The organism is Lelliottia nimipressuralis, from assembly GCF_004402045.1.
GTDB classification, from domain to species: Bacteria; Pseudomonadota; Gammaproteobacteria; order Enterobacterales; family Enterobacteriaceae; genus Enterobacter; species Enterobacter chinensis.
This window is the reverse complement of record NZ_SOMG01000016.1, coordinates 254,234-274,910: the sequence shown is the minus strand read 5'-3', so window position 1 is coordinate 274,910 and position 20,677 is coordinate 254,234. Positions and strand designations below refer to the sequence as shown.

At 56.0% G+C, this 20,677-nt stretch carries 15 protein-coding genes and 1 tRNA gene; 6 read left to right on the top strand and 10 right to left on the bottom strand.

Features of this window, described 5'->3' with window-relative positions; genetic code table 11:
- The first annotated feature begins 4 nt into the window (after positions 1-4).
- Together E3U32_RS11415 and xni are read left to right on the top strand one after the other, a co-directional pair.
- Positions 5-1,372 (top strand): L-serine ammonia-lyase, encoded by a 1,368-nt coding sequence (locus tag E3U32_RS11415; RefSeq protein ID WP_134348873.1) that lies wholly within the window; start codon positions 5-7, stop codon positions 1,370-1,372.
- A 112-nt stretch (positions 1,373-1,484) separates the two neighbouring features.
- The gene (gene xni / locus E3U32_RS11410) at positions 1,485-2,240 is read left to right on the top strand and encodes a flap endonuclease Xni (RefSeq protein WP_134348872.1); all 756 of its coding nucleotides are present in this window, start codon (positions 1,485-1,487) and stop codon (positions 2,238-2,240) included.
- Between the two features lie 62 nt (positions 2,241-2,302).
- Here the strand turns inward: xni and rlmM are convergent, their stop codons facing one another.
- The 4 genes from rlmM to E3U32_RS11390 form a co-directional block, all read right to left on the bottom strand.
- Complete coding sequence (gene rlmM / locus E3U32_RS11405; RefSeq protein WP_134348871.1) at positions 2,303-3,403, bottom strand: 23S rRNA (cytidine(2498)-2'-O)-methyltransferase RlmM; 1,101 nt, start codon at positions 3,401-3,403, stop codon at positions 2,303-2,305.
- Entirely contained in the window at positions 3,396-3,791 is a 396-nt protein-coding gene (locus E3U32_RS11400) for a DUF423 domain-containing protein (RefSeq protein WP_028014272.1), read from the bottom strand. Before E3U32_RS11400 ends, rlmM begins: the two co-directional genes overlap by 8 nt.
- 39 nt (positions 3,792-3,830) lie before the next feature.
- On the bottom strand, positions 3,831-4,748 hold the full coding sequence (gene gcvA, locus E3U32_RS11395) for a glycine cleavage system transcriptional regulator GcvA (protein ID WP_134348870.1): 918 nt from the start codon (positions 4,746-4,748) through the stop codon (positions 3,831-3,833).
- A gap of 349 nt (positions 4,749-5,097) precedes the next feature.
- A complete protein-coding gene (locus tag E3U32_RS11390; RefSeq protein ID WP_008499648.1) occupies positions 5,098-5,325 on the bottom strand; it encodes a YgdI/YgdR family lipoprotein in 228 nt (75 codons plus the stop codon).
- 192 nt (positions 5,326-5,517) lie between these two features.
- Between E3U32_RS11390 and csdA the strand changes: the two genes are divergently transcribed.
- A complete protein-coding gene (csdA, locus tag E3U32_RS11385) occupies positions 5,518-6,723 on the top strand; it encodes a cysteine desulfurase CsdA (protein WP_134348869.1) in 1,206 nt (401 codons plus the stop codon).
- Positions 6,723-7,169: a cysteine desulfurase sulfur acceptor subunit CsdE gene (gene csdE, locus E3U32_RS11380; RefSeq protein ID WP_134348868.1), complete on the top strand. Its 447-nt coding sequence runs from the start codon at positions 6,723-6,725 to the stop codon at positions 7,167-7,169. The genes csdA and csdE overlap by 1 nt, the downstream gene beginning before the upstream one ends.
- Here csdE and tcdA read toward each other — a convergent pair.
- Positions 7,160-7,966, bottom strand: coding sequence for a tRNA cyclic N6-threonylcarbamoyladenosine(37) synthase TcdA (gene tcdA / locus E3U32_RS11375; RefSeq protein WP_008499651.1), 807 nt, complete (start codon positions 7,964-7,966; stop codon positions 7,160-7,162). The two genes, csdE and tcdA, sit on opposite strands and share 10 nt — an antisense overlap.
- Before the next feature lie 76 nt (positions 7,967-8,042).
- The gene (mltA, locus tag E3U32_RS11370; RefSeq protein WP_134348867.1) at positions 8,043-9,140 is read right to left on the bottom strand and encodes a murein transglycosylase A; all 1,098 of its coding nucleotides are present in this window, start codon (positions 9,138-9,140) and stop codon (positions 8,043-8,045) included.
- A gap of 208 nt (positions 9,141-9,348) precedes the next feature.
- Between mltA and E3U32_RS11365 the strand changes: the two genes are divergently transcribed.
- Positions 9,349-9,425: transfer RNA gene (locus tag E3U32_RS11365), tRNA-Met, on the top strand.
- 88 nt (positions 9,426-9,513) lie between these two features.
- On the opposite strand, the gene amiC is transcribed toward E3U32_RS11365, so the two are convergent.
- Positions 9,514-10,767: an N-acetylmuramoyl-L-alanine amidase AmiC gene (gene amiC / locus E3U32_RS11360; RefSeq protein WP_134348866.1), complete on the bottom strand. Its 1,254-nt coding sequence runs from the start codon at positions 10,765-10,767 to the stop codon at positions 9,514-9,516.
- Between the two features lie 227 nt (positions 10,768-10,994).
- Here amiC and argA point away from each other — a divergent pair, with 227 nt between their 5' ends.
- A complete protein-coding gene (argA, locus tag E3U32_RS11355; RefSeq protein ID WP_134348865.1) occupies positions 10,995-12,326 on the top strand; it encodes an amino-acid N-acetyltransferase in 1,332 nt (443 codons plus the stop codon).
- Positions 12,327-12,380: 54 nt separating this feature from the next.
- Here the strand turns inward: argA and recD are convergent, their stop codons facing one another.
- The 3 genes from recD to ptrA are packed head-to-tail and all read right to left on the bottom strand — an operon-like array spanning position 12,381 to position 20,604.
- Positions 12,381-14,201, bottom strand: a complete 1,821-nt coding sequence (gene recD, locus E3U32_RS11350) for an exodeoxyribonuclease V subunit alpha (protein WP_134348864.1) — start codon at positions 14,199-14,201, stop codon at positions 12,381-12,383.
- Positions 14,198-17,740 (bottom strand): exodeoxyribonuclease V subunit beta, encoded by a 3,543-nt coding sequence (gene recB / locus E3U32_RS11345; protein WP_134348863.1) that lies wholly within the window; start codon positions 17,738-17,740, stop codon positions 14,198-14,200. Before recB ends, recD begins: the two co-directional genes overlap by 4 nt.
- Positions 17,737-20,604: a pitrilysin gene (ptrA, locus tag E3U32_RS11340; RefSeq protein WP_134348862.1), complete on the bottom strand. Its 2,868-nt coding sequence runs from the start codon at positions 20,602-20,604 to the stop codon at positions 17,737-17,739. Before ptrA ends, recB begins: the two co-directional genes overlap by 4 nt.
- Positions 20,605-20,677: the final 73 nt, after the last annotated feature.

Sequence of the window (20,677 nt, the reverse complement as noted above, 5' to 3'; positions counted from 1 at the left end):
CATCATGATTAGCGTATTCGATATCTTCAAAATCGGTATTGGTCCTTCCAGCTCTCACACCGTCGGACCAATGAAAGCCGGTAAGCAGTTCACGGATGACTTGATTGCACGCGGCATCTTGCACGACATCACCCGCGTGGTTGTCGATGTGTACGGCTCGCTTTCCCTGACCGGGAAAGGCCACCATACCGATATCGCCATTATTATGGGCCTGGCGGGAAATCTGCCGGATACCGTTGATATTGATGCGATCCCAGGCTTCATCCAGGACGTCAATACTCACGGTCGCCTGCTGCTGGCAAACGGCGAACACGAAGTGGAATTCCCGGTTGACCACTGCATGAATTTCCATGCCGACAACCTGTCGCTGCACGAAAACGGTATGCGTATCACTGCGCTGGCGGGCGACAAAGCGGTATACAGCCAGACTTACTACTCTATCGGCGGCGGTTTTATCGTTGACGAAGACCACTTTGGTCAAACCAATACCTCATCTGTCGAGGTGCCGTATCCGTACAAAACGGCGGCGGATCTCCAGCGTCACTGCCAGGAGACGGGCCTGTCCCTCTCCGGTCTGATGATGAAAAACGAGCTGGCTCTGCACAGTAAAGAAGAGCTGGAACAGCACTTCACTAGCGTCTGGGAAGTGATGCGCGGCGGTATTGAGCGCGGTATCACCACCGAAGGCGTTCTGCCGGGCAAGCTTCGCGTGCCGCGTCGTGCAGCAGCGCTGCGCCGTATGCTGGTGAGCACCGACAAAACGACAACGGACCCGATGGCGGTCGTCGACTGGATCAATATGTTCGCCCTGGCGGTGAACGAAGAGAACGCTGCGGGTGGCCGTGTGGTCACTGCGCCGACCAACGGTGCCTGCGGCATCGTTCCAGCGGTGCTGGCGTACTACGACAAGTTTATCCGTGAAGTGAACGCGAACTCTCTGGCGCGCTACCTGCTGGTCGCCAGCGCGATTGGTTCCCTGTACAAGATGAATGCGTCCATTTCCGGTGCGGAAGTGGGCTGTCAGGGTGAAGTCGGCGTGGCGTGCTCCATGGCGGCGGCGGGTCTGGCAGAGCTGCTGGGTGCAAGCCCGACACAGGTGTGCATCGCGGCCGAAATCGGCATGGAACATAACCTGGGACTGACCTGTGACCCGGTTGCCGGACAGGTACAGGTACCGTGCATCGAGCGTAACGCGATTGCCTCCGTGAAGGCGGTCAACGCGGCACGTATGGCGCTGCGCCGCACCAGCGAGCCGCGCGTCTGTCTCGATAAGGTTATCGAAACCATGTACGAAACCGGTAAAGATATGAACGCCAAATACCGCGAAACCTCTCGCGGCGGCCTGGCGATGAAGATCGTGACCTGCGATTAAGCCTCTCAGGAAGCCTCGTTTTGCGAGGCTTCTTCCTGTTTTTCCTCACGCTATTCGTTTCCTCCTGCCGACAGTGATACCCTTTACCCATTAGATTTAAGGGAGATTATCTGTGGCTGTTCATTTGCTTATCGTCGACGCGCTCAACCTGATTCGCCGGATCCATGCGGTACAAGGCACGCCCTGTAAGGACACCTGTCTGCATGCGCTGGAGCAACTTATCCGCCACAGCGAACCGACACACGTCGTGGCCGTTTTTGATGATGAAGCACGTAACAGCGGCTGGCGACATCAGCGCCTGCCAGACTACAAGGCAGGACGCGCGCCGATGCCCGATGATTTGCACGCCGAAATGCCCGTTATCCGTGCCGCCTTTGAACAACGCGGCGTTCCCTGCTGGGGTGCGCACGGCAATGAGGCTGACGACCTGGCGGCGACGCTTGCGGTAAAGGTTGCCAGCGCCGGGCATCAGGCGACGATCGTCTCAACCGATAAAGGCTACTGTCAGCTCCTCTCCCCCACGATCCGCATTCGCGATTACTTCCAGAAGCGCTGGCTTGATGCCCCCTTTATCGCCAGCGAGTTTGGTGTCTCACCTGAGCAACTTCCCGACTACTGGGGTCTGGCGGGGATAAGTAGCTCGAAAGTGCCGGGGGTGGCAGGTATAGGGCCGAAGAGTGCTTCCCAGTTACTGACGGATTTTCAGAGTCTGGAGGGGATATACGCCAGGCTGGATGAGGTACCGGAAAAATGGCGCAAGAAGCTGGAAGCGCATAAAGAGATGGCGTTTATCTGCCGGGATGTGGCGACGCTACAGACGGATTTGCAGCTGGACGGGAATTTACAGCAGTTGCGGTTAGAACGCTAAAACGACTATACGGTTTTGTAGGCCCGGTAAGCGCAGCGCCACCGGGCAAAACAAGGCATGTACTATCGCTCGTCGCGACGCCCGCCTACGGCTGCCCACCAGCGACGAATATGCACCGTCACCTCTTCACGATCGTGGTACAGCTGACGCGCCTGAATGACCACGTTAATACCGTGTTCGTCCATCTGCTCCTGAATGTATGCCAGGTTCTGAGAGACTTCCTCGTAGCGCTTTTTCATCGGCAGCTTGAGGTTGAAAATCGTCTCACGACACCAGCCGTTCACCAGCCAGGAGGCCATCAGCGCGGCCACTTTTGCCGGTTTCTCAACCATATCGCACACCATCCACGAGATGTTGTTACGGTTCGGGCGATAGCGGAAGCCGTCTTCACGCAGCCAGGTGACCTGCCCGGTGTCCATCAGGCTTTGCGCCATTGGGCCGTTATCAACGGACGATACCCACATATTGCGTTTCACCAGCTGATAGGTCCAGCCACCCGGGCACGCGCCGAGATCGACGGCGTACATGCCGTTTGCCAGACGCTCATCCCACTCATCCGCCGGGATAAAGACGTGGAACGCCTCTTCCAGCTTGAGCGTGGAACGGCTTGGCGCATCGGCCGGGAAGCGCAAACGCGGGATGCCCATAAAGAAGGGAGAGTTGTTGGTGGTATACGAATAGCCTGTATAGCAGCAGCCCGGCGCGATAAAGAAGATATGCACCACCGGACGCTTCGGCGTTTCGTAGTTCGTCAGCACGCCCGCATCACGCAGCGCCGCACGCAGCGGCACGGTGAACTTACGGCAGAACTTCATCAGCTCTTTACTTTCGTTGGTATCCGCGACTTCAACGCGCAGATCGCCGCCCTTCTCCACCACACCCTGCAGCATGCCGACGATTGGCGTGATGCGATCTTCCTGCGGAAGATCCTTCAGCAGCTCGCCCGCGACAAACATCTGGCGGGCAAAGATCAGCGAGCTGAACGGCAGTTCGCGCGCCAGCTTATCGGCATCTTCAGGCTGATAGCATTCGAATATCACATAGCCCGCATTCTCTTTCACGCGTGCAAAGCCGAAGACTTCGCGCTTTGCCGCTTTGTCGGTAATTTCCGCGGCGCACTCTTTCTCAAACCCCGGGCGACAATATAAAACAACCTTATTCATGAACAACGCCCTTGCGTTTCAGACGGATAGCTCCGATAAACATTAATACCCAACCCGCCAGGAAGCTGACGCCGCCGACAGGTGTAACAAACGCCCACAGGCGTAAATGCGAAAGTGCCAGACAGTAAAGGCTGCCGCTGAAAAGCACCGTGCCCAGCGCCATAAAGACGCTGCTCCAGTAAAACCAGATGCTGATACGGCGCTGCATCGCCACCGCCAGCCCAAAAATAGCCAACGTATGGAACGCCTGATATTCAAGGCCGGTCTGGATCCAGCCCATCTCTACTGCGCCCAAAGACTTGCTTAATACATGTGCGCCAAAGGCGCCCAGTGCAACAAAAATAAAGCCACTCACCGCGGCAAAAATCAGCATGAATCGGCTGGTCATGTTTAAGTCCTGAATTGATGCGTGCCCGGCACACAAACGTTATTGCTCATACCTGAAGCGGAATTTTTCTTGCTCGCTTGCCGCTTTCGCCAGTATCCACTGCCGGAAAGCGGCTATTTTACCCAGTTCTGCCTGACTGTCATGACAAACCAGATAAAACGCATTCTTGCTGACCAGTACATCATTAAAAGGGCAAACCAGACGGCCTGCCTCAATTTCGGACTGCGCCATGACGTTGTTCGCCAACGCCACGCCCTGCCCGTGAATGGCAGCCTGTAACACCATCGCACTGTGGCTAAAAATGGGTCCCTGCTGCACGTTTATATGAGTAAGACCTAATTGACGGGTATAAGTTTGCCAGTCGCGGCGAGATGCATCATGCAAAAGCGTATGCTTAGCCAGGTCAGCGGGTGACTTCAGCGCCTTATCGCCCGTTAACAGCAGGGGAGAACAGACCGGCAGGAGATATTCTGCGTATAATTTCTCGACGCGCAAGCCCGGCCAGTTACCGCGACCATAAAAAATGGCGACGTCCACATCATCGGCCAGCTTGTCTTCCTGACGATCCACCGCCTGGATTCGAACGTCGATCCCCGGATAAGCTGAGTTAAAGCTTGAGAGTCTGGGCACCAGCCATTGAATGGCAAAACTGGGCAATAAACTGACAGTCAGGGCACCTTTAGCACTACGGGCCTGAAGCTTACGCGTGGCTTCAGTAAGCTGGGAAAAAATGTCTTTAATATCCTGAAAATAACTCTGCCCCTCTTCGGTCAACAGCAACGATCGGTTGCGTCGACGAAACAGCTTAAGGCCCAGAAAATCCTCCAGAGACTTGATTTGGTGACTTACTGCTGCCTGTGTCACAAAAAGCTCATCTGCTGCGCGGGTAAAGCTCAGGTGACGTGCTGCTGCATCAAAAACACGTAATGCATTGAGGGGTGGCAATCGCTTCGACATGGTTATCTGGCTTAGATGTTAACGGAATTTAACAAACAGGAAACAACGTTTAACCTATTAGTTTTTTTTATCTGAGCCATTATAATTTGTCCGTTGAGGAACTACCAGCAAATACCTATAGTGGCGGCACTTCCTGAGCCGGAACGAAGAGCTTTTTTCGGAATGCGTGTTCTGAAGGGCTTTTGGCTTACGGTTGTGATGTTGTGTTGTTGTGTTTGCAATTGGTCTGCGATTCAGACCACGGTAGCAACGCTACCAATTTTTCACTTCCTGTACATTTACCCTGTCTGTCCATAGTGATTAATGTAGCACCGCCAATTTGCGGTGCTTTTTTTTCGCCTGCGATCTGTTAATGCTCGATCTCTTTCATCTCTTTCACGTCCGTGCGGTTGATCTGCTGCTTGTTCCCGTTAGCATCTTTGTATGAAATCATCCCGGTATCGTTATCGGTTGTCGGTTTCCCTTCCGAAACGATAGAACGACCATCGTTGGTGTGCATCACGTAGTTGTTACCAGAACAGGCGCTCAGGGCAAAAGTAAACGCACAGGCAGAAATGATTGCAGCTGTCTTATTCATGATTATTCTCCTTTAGCAATTAATGCTATTCAAACCTCGATTTATAACAGGCTAAAACATCCGCCTAACACTATTTAGCATAACCTGCTTTTTCAGGGTCATTGGGATAAACAGACAATTCTGATAGATATCAACCTCCTTGCCCTGCCGCTGAAATTGCGCGACGATCGCATTATTGATATGAGGAATCCCATGAACGCTTTCAGTCCTGCGCAGTTCCGCGCCCAGTTTCCGGCGCTGGCCGATGCCGGTATTTACCTTGATAGCGCCGCCACCGCCCTTAAGCCACAAGCGGTGATTGAGGCGACGCAGCAGTTCTACAGCCTCAGTGCTGGCAACGTGCATCGCAGCCAGTTTGCCGAAGCGCAGCGATTAACCGCACGCTATGAAGCCGCACGCGATCAGGTCGCGCGCCTGATTAATGCCGAAAGCGGGAAAAACATCGTCTGGACGCGCGGCACGACCGAGGCCATCAATATGGTGGCCCAGTGCTACGCGCGCCCATTGCTTCAGCCGGGCGATGAGATCGTCGTTAGCGAAGCGGAACATCACGCCAACCTGGTGCCTTGGCTGATGGTGGCCGAGCAAACGGGTGCACGCGTGGTCAAACTCCCGCTGGGTGCAGACCTTCTGCCTGATGTGGCCCGCCTCCCTGAGCTGATTACCCCCCGCAGCCGCATTCTGGCGCTCGGGCAAATGTCGAACGTCACCGGCGGCTGCCCGGACCTGGCTCAGGCCATTCGCATCGCGCATGCCAGCGGCATGGTCGTGATGGTCGACGGCGCGCAGGGCGTGGTGCATTTCCCTGCAGACGTGCAGGCGCTTGATATCGATTTTTATGCCTTCTCAGGACATAAGCTCTACGGGCCAACCGGTATTGGGGCCCTGTACGGTAAGCCGGAACTGCTGGCGCAAATGACGCCGTGGCTCGGTGGCGGCAAAATGATTACCGAAGTGACCTTCGAGGGCTTTAAAACTCAGGAGATACCTTACCGTCTGGAGGCGGGTACGCCGAACGTGGCCGGCGTCATTGGCCTCAGCGCCGCACTTGAATGGCTCGCTGAAACAGACATTATTCAGGCTGAAAGCTGGAGCCGGGGACTGGCTACGCTTGCAGAGGAAGAACTTAAAAAGCGCCCGGGTTTCCGCTCGTTCCGCGTGCAGGACTCGAGCCTGCTCGCCTTTGATTTTGCGGGCGTGCATCATAGCGACATGGTGACGCTGCTGGCCGGGTACGGCATTGCCCTGCGTGCCGGCCAGCACTGCGCCCAGCCGCTTCTGGCGGCGCTTGGCGTGAGCGGTACGCTGCGCGCCTCGTTTGCGCCCTACAATACGCAAAGTGACGTCGACGCGCTGGTTGCGGCCGTCGATCGCGCCCTTGAGATACTGGTGGATTAATGACTCACGCAGATTTAGCCGGACATCCGTTTGGCACCGTCATCACAGAAGAGACCTTAAAGCAGACCTTCGCCCCGCTTTCGCAGTGGGAGGATAAGTATCGCCAGCTGATCCTTCTCGGCAAGCAACTGCCGACCCTGTCTGACGAATTCAGAGCGCAGGCAAAAGAGATCGCAGGCTGTGAGAACCGCGTCTGGCTGGGCGTAAGCGTCTCTGGCGAGAAGCTGCATTTCTTTGGCGACAGCGAAGGACGTATCGTACGCGGGTTGCTGGCGGTACTGTTAACCGCCATAGAGGGAAAAAGCGCGGCGGAACTGCTGACGCACTCGCCGCTGGCGCTCTTTGATGAGCTGGGACTGCGCGCGCAGCTGAGCGCCTCGCGCGGCCAGGGCCTCATTGCACTAAGCGAAGCCGTGCAGGATGCCGCACGTCAGGTTCAGGCCTGACGTTCAGCTTTCGCCATCATCTTCTTCAGAGCATGAGACACCGCCACAAAGCCAAAGGAAGCGGTCACCATGGTGGCCGCGCCAAAGCCTGAGGCGCAATCCATTCGTTTTGGCCCTTCCGCGGTGCTTTTCATCGCGCAGACTGAACCATCCGCCTGCGGGTAGACCAGCGCTTCGGTCGAGAACACGCAGTCAACGCCCAGCTTGCCTTTGCTGTTCTTCACGACGTTAAAGTCGCTCTTCAGGCGTTCACGCAGCTTGGCCGCCAGCGGATCCTGAATGGTTTTCGCCAGATCGGCCACCTGGATCTGCGTCGGATCGATTTGCCCGCCCGCGCCGCCGGTCGTCACCAGCGGAACCTTGTAACGACGACAGTACGCGATCAGCGCCGCTTTTGGACGCACGCTATCGATGGCGTCAATCACATAGCTATAGCCTTTACTCATGTATTCGGCGACGTTATCTGCCGTCACAAAATCATCAATCACCGTTACCCGACATTCAGGGTTGATCAGGCGAATACGTTCCGCCATGACCTCAGATTTTGCCAGGCCGACGCTATCACGCAAGGCATGGATTTGACGGTTGGTGTTGGTGACGCATACGTCATCCATATCAATCAGCGTGATTGCGCCAATACCGGTTCTCGCCAGCGCTTCTGCCGCCCACGACCCCACACCACCAATGCCCACGACGCAGACATGCGCATCCGCAAACAGCTGCAGGGCTTTTTCACCATAGAGACGTGCCGTACCGCCAAAACGCTGGCGCCAGGCATCGCTGATTACCACAGACATAAAACCTCAGATGTAAAAAGGGTGAGGTTTTTCCTCACCCTGAACAGTAATCCGTATTCCGCTCAGAATACCACAATCAGCCGCTGAATACGTTTCCGGCGCCAGGCGCTGCTTTCAGCACCCATACGCGTCCGTAGTGGTTATACCAGCCTGCACGGTGGCCAGCATCCGGGCCAATTCCCTGATAGATATCGAAGTGCTGGCCTTTAATCGCCCCGCCCACATCCAGCGCCACCATCAGACGCAGCTCATACTGACCGTTGAATTTGCCGTTATGATCCAGCAGTGGCACTTCCGCCAGCAGCGTAGTACCCGCAGGGATAATGGAACGATCCGATGCCACCGACGCCCGGCCAATCAGCGGAACGGCGCTGGCCCCTTTCACCGGGGCAAAGTTTTGCGGTTTGAAGAAGACGAACGACGGGTTCTGCTCCAGCAGCTCACGCACCTCGGCTTCACTGTGTTTTTCGCCCCACTCGCGGATCGCCTGCATCGACATGTCTTCTTTCTTCACTTCGCCGCGGTCGATCAGCACCTTGCCGATGCTGCGATAGGCGTGGCCGTTTTTACCAGAATAGCTGAAGAAGTTAAGCGGCGAACCATCGCCGAAATCAATGTAGCCGCTGCCCTGTACATCCATGATGAAGTTATCCATCAGGGAGTTGCTGTAGGCCAGAACGTAGTTTTCGCTCAGCGCACCGGCGTAAATCTCGGCGCGTGACGGCAGACGGCCGCGTTTTGGCGGCATACGGTAGATAGGATACTGGAACTCGCCCTGACGGGAGTGCCGTGCCTGGATAACCGGAGTGTAATAGCCGGTAAACTGAACGTTGCCGTAGTTATCGGCCCCTTCCATCTGCCAGGCATCGATACCAAACTGGCGCATGTTGCGCGTATCGCCGCCCGCACGCAGCCAGTCCTGTACCGCGCTATAAACACTGTTCTGTGAGCTATACAGACGCGGCGACGCGTTGCGGATCTGGTAGACCTGCTCGGAGAAATCACCGGCATTAATCGGTGCGCCGACAGCATCAGGCTGATTAACTAAAGAGAAAGGCTGGGATAACTTCCCGTCTTTATACTGTTGACCGCGATCGGTCGGTTTGGAAGAACAGGCCGCAAGAATCGCTACCATTGCGCCCGCCATCAGATACTTCGCCCAACGTCCTTTCATTATATCTCGTCTTTAAGTTGCCCATTTCCGCGTGATGAAGATAACAAACCGCCAGGGCTAATGAAATGCGATCGCATGCCCTTTGGCAAATTTTGCGCAAAAAATAGTCCAAACAGGGCCATGTCGTTCAATTTGCATACAAAATCATGATTTATGTGAAAAAGGGGTTGCATCACAAACCTATCCGAGTATAGTGCGCATCCACGGACGCGGGGTGGAGCAGCCTGGTAGCTCGTCGGGCTCATAACCCGAAGGTCGTCGGTTCAAATCCGGCCCCCGCAACCAATACTTCTAAAAACAATAAACACCCTCAAGGGTGTTTTTTTGTATCTGTCGTCTGTGAATTTGCCGGGCGTTTACCCGGCTGAAAGATTTACCCGCGTCGCGCCAGCGTCGCCCCGTCAGAGAAATACGCCCTTATCCCCGCCAGAATCGACTCCGCAACTTCCTGCTGGAATTTTGCCGTCTTGAGCTTACGCTCCTCTTCAACGTTACTGATAAACGCGGTTTCTACCAGAATAGACGGGATATCAGGTGCCTTGAGTACCGCAAACCCGGCCTGTTCAACGCTGTTTTTATGCAGCTTATTGATATTGCCCAACTTGCCCAGCACCGCTTTACCAAACTTCAGGCTGTCGTTAATGGTCAGCGACTGCACCATATCGAACATCGTGTGGTCGACGTAGCGGTCGCCGCTTTTGCTCACGCCACCAATGAGGTCAGAGGCGTTCTGGCTGTCAGCCAGAAATCTTGCTGCGGTACTGGTCGCGCCTTTAGTTGAGAGCGCAAACACTGACGAGCCGCTTGGCTGGCGGCTGGTAAACGCATCCGCATGGATCGACACGAACAAATCTGCGCGCTGCTTCTGCGCTTTCGCCACACGGACTTTCAGCGGAATAAAGACGTCTTCATTACGCGTCATATAGGCGCGCATATTGCCTTCTTTATCAATCAACGCCTTCAGACGACGGGCAATTTGCAGCACCACGTCTTTTTCACGCGTGCGATATTTGCCCACCGCACCTGAGTCTTCGCCGCCATGGCCAGGATCGAGCATGATCACAATCGGGCGATCGCGCCCTGCTTTCCCCGGCTGCGGGCCGCTTTGTGCAGGCGGAACCTGACGCTGCAGATCGCCTTTGTTGTAATCCTCCAGCAGCGCAAGCAGAGGATCCTGAATATCCGTCGCATTTGCCGGGTAGAGATCCATCACCAGACGTTCTTTGAACGTGGCGACAGGCGCGAGGGCAAACAGCTGCGGCTTAACGTTCTGCTTCAGCTCAAATACCATGCGCACGGTTTGCGGATCAAACTGCCCGACGCGCGCCGATTTAATAAACGGATCGTCGCCGCGGATCTGCGCCGCCATACCTTTCAGCACGGAGTTGAGGTTAACGCCTTCGAGATCCACCACCACACGTTCAGGGTTACTGAGGGCAAATTGCTTATATTTCAGCACGCGATTGGATTCGACCGTCACGCGCGTATAGGTCGACGACGGCCAGACGCGCACCGCCACTACCTGACTCGTGGCGGCAAGGCCGACCTGACTGACGCTAAGCAACCACATTGCCCCGGCCCCTTTTAACAAACGGCGGCGGCTTATTGCTGAATTGGATCCCGACATGCTTCTCCCGAGCAAGAACACTGACTGATATACAAAATGTCCAGATTGACCGAAAACTTTAACGAATGACGCATAAACTGTCATCTATAAAAGGGTAAACAATCATACGCTAACGCACGGATTACTTATCAATTTCTGTGGGTCGCGGAAAATTTGCGCTTGCACACACGCCCACAATCGAATAAAAATACAGAAATTACGAATAAACATTCATTAAGGGTTGTGCCATGGTGAAGGAACGTAGAACCGAACTGGTCCAGGGATTCCGCCATTCTGTTCCCTATATCAACGCCCATCGGGGAAAAACGTTTGTCATCATGCTTGGCGGCGAAGCCATTGAGCATGAAAATTTTTCCAGCATCGTCAATGACATTGGCCTGCTGCACAGCCTCGGGATCCGCCTGGTGGTGGTCTATGGCGCGCGTCCGCAGATTGATGCCAACCTGGCCGCTCATCACCACGAGCCGATTTACCACAAACACACCCGTGTGACGGACGCGAAAACCCTGGAACTGGTGAAACAGGCGGCGGGTCTGCTGCAGCTGGATATTACGGCTCGCCTGTCGATGAGCCTGAACAACACGCCGCTGCAGGGGGCGCATATCAACGTCGTGAGCGGCAACTTTATCATTGCCCAGCCGCTCGGCGTGGACGATGGCGTCGATTACTGCCACAGCGGCCGCATTCGTCGTATTGATGAAGAAGCCATTCACCGCCAGCTGGACAGTGGTGCCATCGTGCTGATGGGCCCGGTGGCGGTTTCCGTCACCGGTGAAAGCTTTAACCTCACCTCAGAAGAGATTGCCACGCAGCTGGCGATCAAGCTGAAGGCAGAGAAAATGATTGGATTTTGCTCCTCCCAGGGGGTCGTGAACGATGAAGGAGCGATCGTGCCAGAACTCTTCCCAAATGAAGCCCAGGCCCGTGTGGAAGCCCTGGAGGAAGAAGGAGACTACCACTCAGGTACCGTGCGTTTTTTGCGTGGTGCGGTGAAGGCCTGCCGCAGCGGCGTGCGCCGTAGCCACCTGATCAGCTATCAGGAAGACGGGGCCCTGCTGCAGGAGCTGTTCTCCCGCGATGGTATCGGCACCCAGATTGTGATGGAGAGTGCGGAGCAGATACGCCGCGCCACCATCAATGACATCGGCGGCATTCTTGAGCTGATCCGCCCGCTCGAACAGCAGGGTATTCTGGTGCGTCGTTCGCGCGAGCAGCTGGAGATGGAGATCGACAAATTCACCATTATTCAGCGCGATAACCTGACCATTGCCTGCGCCGCCCTTTATCCGTTCCCGGAAGAGAAGATCGGTGAAATGGCCTGCGTGGCGGTGCACCCTGATTACCGAAGCTCTTCGCGCGGCGAAATGCTGCTTGAGCGCGTGGCAGTGCAAGCGCGCCAGATGGGCCTGAGCAAGCTTTTCGTTCTGACGACGCGCAGTATTCACTGGTTCCAGGAGCGCGGATTTACGCCTGTAGATATCGATTCTCTGCCGGAAACGAAGAAAGAGATGTACAACTATCAGCGCCGCTCAAAAGTGCTGATGGCTGACCTGGGATAATATCTCCTTTGCCGGGTAGCGCTGCGCTTACCCGGCCTGTATTTCTGGCGTCGTTCAGAGGGACTCAAATATCGCACTCAGCCCGCTTCGGCGTTCCGTTCGGGTGGCGATCGCCTGCACCAGCACCCGTTCATCTGCATACAGCGACAGGCGCTGACGCGCGCGGGTAATGGCGGTATAGATCAGTTCGCGGGTAATGACGGGTGAAAGCTGCGTGGGCAGGATCAGCGCCGCATGGTTAAACTCGGAGCCCTGGGACTTATGCACCGTCATCGCCCATGCGGTTTCATGCTCAGGCAAACGGCTGGGCTGGAAAGACTTCACGCTACCGTCCGGCATCTGAAACCAGACGCGTAGCCCCTGACCGCGATCGAGCGCAACCCCGATATCCCCGTTAAACAACCCCAGCGCGCTGTCGTTGCGGGAGATCATCACCGGACGCCCTTCATACCAGCGCGAATGCGGGGTACGGTATATTTTACGCTTTTGCGCCAGCAGCTGTTCCAGCCTGTCGTTCAGGCCGCTGACGCCAAATGGCCCTTCTCGCAGCGCACAGAGCAACTGGTATTCGCCAAATGCGGCAATCACCTGCTCTGGCGAGCCTTGCTGTTGTACGCCCGTCAGGAAGTGCTGATACCCCAGCAGGGCATCATCAAGCATCGCCTGATACTCTTCTCCGCTTTGCAGCGATTTTTTCTCAATATCCGTAAAGGTGCCGTCAAATACCGCGCAGGTTGTGTGCCGGTCACCCCGGTTCACCGCTGCCGCAAGCTGGCCGATACCGGAGCTGCTGCCGAAACGGTAGCTCTTTTGCAGCAGACACAGACTGTCGCGCAGCGCCCCCGCAAGGGAATGGTTTTCTGAGACGAGCGAACACCCGGTAAGTCGGGCCAACTCCTGCGCGCGTTCAGCGGTATACCCCAGGCTGGCATACGTACAGATATCACCCAATACGGCTCCCGCCTCCACGGAGGCAAGCTGATCGCGATCGCCGAGAAAAATGACGCGCGCGTGGGGCGGCAACGCATCAATCAAACGCGACATCATCGTTAGATCAATCATCGATGCCTCATCCACCACCAGCACATCAAGGTGCAGGGGATTACCGGCGTGATAACGCAGACGCTGGCTGCCAGGCTGTGCGCCAAGCAACCGGTGCAGCGTGCTGGCTTCGTTGGGGAAAAGCGCAAGCTGATCAGCAGTAAGAGGCAGTTTTTGCAGCGCGCCGCCTAACGACTCCGTCAGACGGGCCGCCGCTTTACCGGTCGGGGCCGCCAGGCGAATACGGCATTTTTGCTCACCCGATAGCTGAATCAGCGCAGCGAGCAGTTTTGCCACGGTGGTCGTTTTCCCGGTGCCCGGGCCGCCAGAAATGACCGAGATCCGTCGCGTTAACGCCACGGCTGCCGCTACTTTCTGCCAGTCTGTTGCGTCATCAGAGGTAAACAGCGTATCCAGCACCTGTCGAAGCTGCGCTTCATCGCAGGGAAGCGGGGCGTTGGTCTCACTGAAAAAGCGCGCTACCGTCAGTTCGTTACGCCACAGCCGGTTAAGATACAGACGCTCGCCGATAAGGATCATCGGCGTCCCGGTATCGGTTCCGCTAACGGCAGGTGAACTGAGTAATACAGCTTCCCAGTTCACGGTTTCACCCAGCAGAGCGAAACAGGCCTGTAAAGCCGGCGGCATTTTCTCGTCCACCGCCAGACGCGACAGAGGCAGACACACGTGCCCTTCCCCCGCGTCTTTACTCAGAATCGCGGCGGCGAGCATCACGGCAGGCTCTTCGCCAGCCACCATCATGGCGAACTGCACGTCAAGGTGGCGCAGTAATCGTTGTTCAACCGCTTCCAGCAGTAGTAACTGCATCGTCATGCCACTTCCTCCGTGCTTGCAGCAAACAGGTTATCCATTTTTTCAATCAGTTCCGTAGCCGGACGCGTACTAAAGACGCCGGAATGCGGGTCGTTAGCATCCACGCCGCGCAGGAACAGGTAAATTACGCCGCCAAAATGGTCTTCGTAGCGGTAATCAGCGATGCGATGGCGCAGATAACGGTGTAGCGCCAGGGTGTAAAGCTGATACTGCAGATCGTAGCGATGCATTTGCATGGCTGATGCCATCGCCTGTTGGGTATAGGCTTCGCTGTTTTCACCCAGCCAGTTCGATTTGTAATCCAGCAGGTAATAACGCCCCTGATGGCGGAAAACCAGGTCGATAAAGCCTTTTAACATCCCCTGCACCTGGCGGAAATTCAGCGGCGGGCACCCGGCGGATAACGGATCGTACTCGCGGATAAGCGCATCAAGCGCCTCGGCCCTTAGCGGGCTGGCGATGGGGAGATAAAACTCCATCTCCACCTGTTTATCTTTGGCGGTCAACTGGCTGAGGGCGATCCCCTGCTCCGTGAGCGGAGCGTGCAGAACAGCGTGGATCCAGTCACGCAGAACCGGCTGCCATTGCGCGTCATAGCCTCCACTCTGTAACATTTTCAGCACCCACTCTTCACTGACAGGCTGGGTAAAATCCAGCTCTTCAAACAGGCTGTGCAAAAACGTGCCCGGAGAGGCGCCGCGCGGGAACTGGTGCGGCGTAAGCACCGGCTCAACGGGTACGCTACCGGTCCCCGCCGCATCCACGTCCAGTTTTGGCATCAGATCCTGCGCAATACTCTGTCCGTGCTGCTGTAAACCTGAGTAGCTGGTAACACGCCAGTCATCGGCAATCGTGCGGACAACCTGGCGGGCATACAACTCTGACTCATGCGACTCCGGCATTTGCCAGCGGTTATTATCAGGCCGTTCCGGAATATGCAGGGCAACATGCTCTGTGCAAAGCGATTCGATACACTGCCGCAGGCCCACTGCGTCTTTGGGTTCACCACGCTGAATAAGGCGCCCCAGCGCGCTCAGGTGAAAATCGCTCTCCCCTGTTTTTTCGCCACGACGGCGGAACAGAGGTGCAACGCCCAGGCTGCAGTGCCAGATCGAACGGGTCAGCGCCACGTAAAGCAGACGTAAATCTTCCGCCAGACGTTCGGCCTCTGCCAGCTCAACGCTGGACTCCGCGTTGCTGAGATCGAGCACCGCCTCGAACGACTCGCGATCGTGGTAAAAGGCCTGATCCTGCACGCGATAATTGGCGATAAACGGCAGCCAGACCAGCGGATACTCGAGCCCTTTTGACTTGTGGATGGTGACGATCTGAACCAGATGCTTATCGCTCTCAAGGCGCATCTGCTGGCTGGACGAATTGCTGTTCGGATCGGCAATCTGCTGCGCCAGCCAGCGCACCAGAGCGTGTTCGCTCTCCAGCTGAGTGCCCGCTTCCTGCAAGAGTTCGCTGATATGTAAAATATCGGTCAGCCGACGCTCGCCGCCCGCTGTCGCCAGCATATTCTCCGCAATGTGACGCTGCGCCATAAGCTCACGCACCATTGCCATCACGCCGCGCTTCTGCCATTTCTCCCGGTAGTGAACAAACTCTTCCACCACGGCATCCCACGCGGCCTCGTCATTGTTGAGCGCATCGATATCACGCGCGTTCAGCCCGAGCATCGCGCTGGCTAATGCGCTGCGCAGCGTGCTTTCCCGCTCCGGGGCCAGCACGGCCTGCAGCAGCCATAGCATCTCCTGCGCTTCCAGCGTTTCAAAGACGCTATCGCGGTTTGAAAGGTAGACGGAAGGAATATTCAGTAACGTCAGGGCATCACGGATAAGCGAGGCCTCCTGACGGCTACGCACCAGCACTGTGATATCCGATGCCTTTACAGGGAGTGCATCCTGGCCTTTCCAGAGTACCGCCTCGCCGCGAGCGCCCGCACTGAGCCAGTCACGGATTTGCGCGGCGCAGTGCTGGGCCATAGCATTTTGATAGTCGGCGACGCCGCAGCCTTCCCCGTCCAGCAGCCAGAAGCGCATGGCCGGTTGCGTCTCGCCGTTAAATTCGAAGCGCAACGAAGCATTTTTCTCAGCAAACTTTACCGGCTGGAACGGGATCTCCCGAAACATAAACGCCGTATCCATGCGGTTGAACAGCGCATTGACACTTTCCACCATGCCCGGAGATGAACGCCAGTTGGTATCCAGGGTGTAGTGTGCCTCAACTTCGCTGCGGGCCTTCATGTAGGTGAAAATATCCGCACCGCGGAAGGCGTAGATGGCTTGTTTAGGATCGCCGATTAACAGCAGCGCGGTGCCGGGCTGCTGGCGCCAGATACGGCGAAAAATACGGTATTGTTGAGGGTCGGTATCCTGGAATTCGTCAATCATCGCCACCGGAAAGCGGGTGCGAATCGCAGCGGCAAGCGCTTCGCCATTTTCACTGCACAGCGCCGCATCGAGGCGGCTCAGCATATCGTCAAATCCCAGTTCACCGCGGCGGCGTTTCTCACGGGCGACGGCTTCGCGGATCTCCGTCATGGCGCGGACGATCATAAGGTCATTGAGCGTTAAGGGCTCAGCCAGCAGGATTTCAATCGCCTCAAACAGGGGATGCTCGGGCACAATACCGTCAGGTTTGGTTCGCTCAACCAGGAAACGCCGGGAGAATTTCTCCAGCGCGTCCGGGAGCTGGTAGCCCCGCGTCTCTTCCTGCGCCCAGGCGCTGATCTTGTCGATCCATTTCCCCTGGTTGCCGCGGTTAAACTTACGACGGTCAATGCCGGAATTTTCGATGATTGCGTCAACTTCGCCGACTGACTCAATCCATTTTTGCTTGATGTCGACAATTCGCGCGATGATTTTTTCGTGGCGTGACGCCAGGGTTTCATCCGCCGGCGGCGGAGATTTGATCGCTGGCGCTTCCCCCTGAAGATAGCGATCGATCGCGCGCAGTAGCGCTTCAGGGCCTTTCCACAGCGCGTGTACCGCTTCGGCGATATCACGCTGTAACGGGTAGCAGTGGCGACGCCAGAAGTCCGCGCAGGCCTGATAGCGAAGCACGGTTTCATCTTCAATGAGCTGCTGTTCAAACAGCATGCCTGACTCAAACGCATTCAGGCTCAGCATGCGCTGGCAAAAACCGTGAATGGTGAAGACGGACGCTTCGTCCATCTGCCGTTCGGCCAGAAGCAGCCACTGTGCGGCCTGCTGCTTGTCGGTAATTTCTTCCAGAAGACTGGCGTAGAGGGGGTTATCCGTACTCTGACGCAGACAGGCGATGCGCAGCTCGTGGATATTGGCGCGAATACGGCCGCGTAGCTCTGCGGTGGCGGCCTCGGTGAAGGTCACCACCAGCAGCTCCTCCACGCTCAATGGACGGGGAAAAGCGGCGTTGCCGCCGAGCCCTAACAGCAGGCGCAGATAGAGCGCGGCGATGGTGAAGGTTTTTCCCGTTCCCGCTGAGGCTTCAATCAATCGTTCACCCTGCAGAGGTAAACGTAAGGGATCAAGGGGCTCAGCGGTATCGGTCATTCTTTCTTACTCCAGGGCATAGATTGCTGCAGCGCGCTGACGCTCTTCCAGACTTTCCAGCCATGCGGGTTAACGTACTCCGTTTTCCCGTTCTGGCTACCGGAAACCTGAGACAGAATCGTCATTCCCTGCGGTTTAATAACCGCCTGATGGAAGAAGTCGGCAACTTTCTGCGGCGTCAGCTGTTTTATCTCGGCCACTACTTTATCACGCGAATCAAATTTCAGATTACCGCGATCGAAATCTTTGCTCAGCTGCGAGGCTTCTTCACCCAGCGTTTGCGGCGGCTGCATCACCTGCGCGATGACGGCCTGCTGGATCTGGGCGAACTCTTCCGGCTTCATGGCACGCAGTTTTGCTTCCACCTGCGGGAAGAAAGCCTGATAACGCTTCCAGAGATACGCCGGTTGTTTATCGCTGCTTTGCAGCAGGAAACCCAGCCCCCACTGACGACCGACGTTCATGGAGAAAGCGAACACCGCGTAGCCAAGCTGCTCTTCCGTGCGTAACTGGTTATAGAACCACGGCTGAATAATTTGGCCCAGCACGGCACTCTGTGCCGAACTGGAGAATTCATCATAACCCGTTGGCACAAATACCGCGGCCAGGGCGGAATCCGTGCTATTACCCGCCTTTTCAAATATCACATTCTGTTTTTTCTCAACCAGTACATCCTGGTTGCGGCACCACTCGTCACCTTTCGAACCGAGCTGAGTGCGCACGTTCTCCGCCAGCGTTTTGGCCTGATCCTCGCTCATATTACCGACAATCAGGAACTCCGGACGCGTATTGGTTTTCAGCGCGTCACGGTAGGCCAGCACGTCTTTTAACGTGATAGAAGGCAGTAAGGCGCGGCGATCTTCCCGCTGGAAATAGGGAATTTGCGACAGCATTTGCGCCGGCATAAGCGCCAGATCGTAAGCTTTGCCCTTCTCCGCAGAATCCATCATCTGTGCATACCACGATTTGGCCTGCTCAAGCTGCTCCTGGGTCGGCGTGTAGCTGAAATAGCCCTGCAGCAATGCCTGGAACAGCTGAGGCAAACGCTGGGTATAGCCGTTTGCATTGAGCATCAAACCGTTGTTGGCGTTGGTGGAGAAACTAATCCCTCCAACAGCCGCCTGGTTGCTAAGCTGATCGAGCGCAATCCCGGCGAGATAATCATTGAGTGCGAACATCACCTGATTTTTGGCGCTGTTCATCGCTTTCGGGTTACGTAACACCACGCTGACGTCGGCCTTTGGCTCGCTGGCGAAATAGCGGCTTGGGGTATAGACCACGCGCAGCGTCGGCTCATCAATGATGAGCGCCGGGTGTGGATAATCTTTAGTCGTTTTGGTCAGCGAGAAGTCATCCGGAATATAGGGGTTCAGCTCCGGCAGCGTCAACGCAATCTCACCAGCCTTCTTCTGCCAGTCGGCGAAGGTCTGAGCGCTAATTTTATCCACCTGATAGGGGGCATCGACAAAATAAGCCGTCTTGTTATGCGGTTCGTTCGGGCTGATGTACCAGATACGGGCATTTTCCGGCGTCATCATCGCCAGGCGCGCTTTTACCGCATCGGCATCATACCGGTCGGCAATATTGACCGCGTCGAGGGTGTGTTCCACCGGCACGCGAATCATGGTATCCGCCAGCCACTCCACGTAATCCATGTCGCGGGTAATGGACGGGTAACGGAAATCAAGATCCAGCACGTGCGCGAGTTCATCAAAATAGTGTTTATCGACGCCTTTCTCACGCAGTAAAGAGAGGTAGCTGAAGATCGCCGCTACCACTTCATCACGGTTTGCCAGCCCTTTGTCGGTCAGGGTGGCGGAGATCGCCAGCACGCCGCTATTACCGTTCACCACCGGATCGGAGTCAGCGCGAATACTTTCAACCAGCCCCTGTTTTTGCAGCCAGTCAGAAAGTGTACCCGGGCTACGGTTACCAATCAGATAGGTCACCAGCTCATCTGTTTTACTGCGAAACTGCGCCGTGTTGTTATCAATGCGGAATTCAACGCGCAACACTTTGCGCGGCAGGGCGGGCACGTAGTGGATCACAATGCCTTTCTGCGCATCCGTCACCACCGGAACATTTATTTGCGGCAGGTCGATGTTTTTATTTGGCACCCGGCCAAACGTTTTGGCCGCCATGTCGGCCAGCTCTGGCAACGGTTTGTTGCTGTAGATGACCGCTTTCATCAGGTTGGCGGAGTAGTATTTATCGCGAAACGCGTGCAGGGCATCAAGCACCGGGCTGTTCGGTTTGTCGCTTAACGTCTCCAGGTTACCGCCGGAGAAACGCGAACCCGGGTGTGCAGGGTTGATGGTTTCGGCGCTCACCTGGGCCATGCGCATACCGTCTCGCGTACGGGCCATGGTCAGCTCGGCATTCACCGCATTGCGTTCACGGTCGGCGTATTTTTTATCCAGCAACGGGGCGGCGATGGAATCAGCAAGGCGATCGACCGCTCCTTCCAGCGCATCATTTTCGACTTCAAGATAAAAGGCCGTGCGGTACGGTGCCGTGCTGGCATTGTGGCTTCCGCCATGCATCTTGAGAAATTCAGACAGGCTATCTGGCTGCGGGTATTTTTTTGACCCCATCAGCGTCATATGTTCCAGATAGTGTGCAAGCCCAGGATGGGTTTCAGGATCTTCCAGCGACCCAATCGGCACCACCAGTGCAGAGAGCGATTTTACCGCCTGCGGATCGGAAACCAGCAGTACGGTCATGCCATTATCAAGACGAATAGCCTGATATTGGCGGGTATCTTTTTCGCTTTTACGAATAGTTTCCTGAACGGGTTGCCAACCGGTGTCTGCCTGAGTGACAGGTACCCAGAGGGCGAAAAACAAAACAAACGCTTTAAACAAGGTGCTACCTCTTTATCACGGCTACATCATTAACACATTGCGTGCTGGACACGCCAACATCTCTTTATTGGGT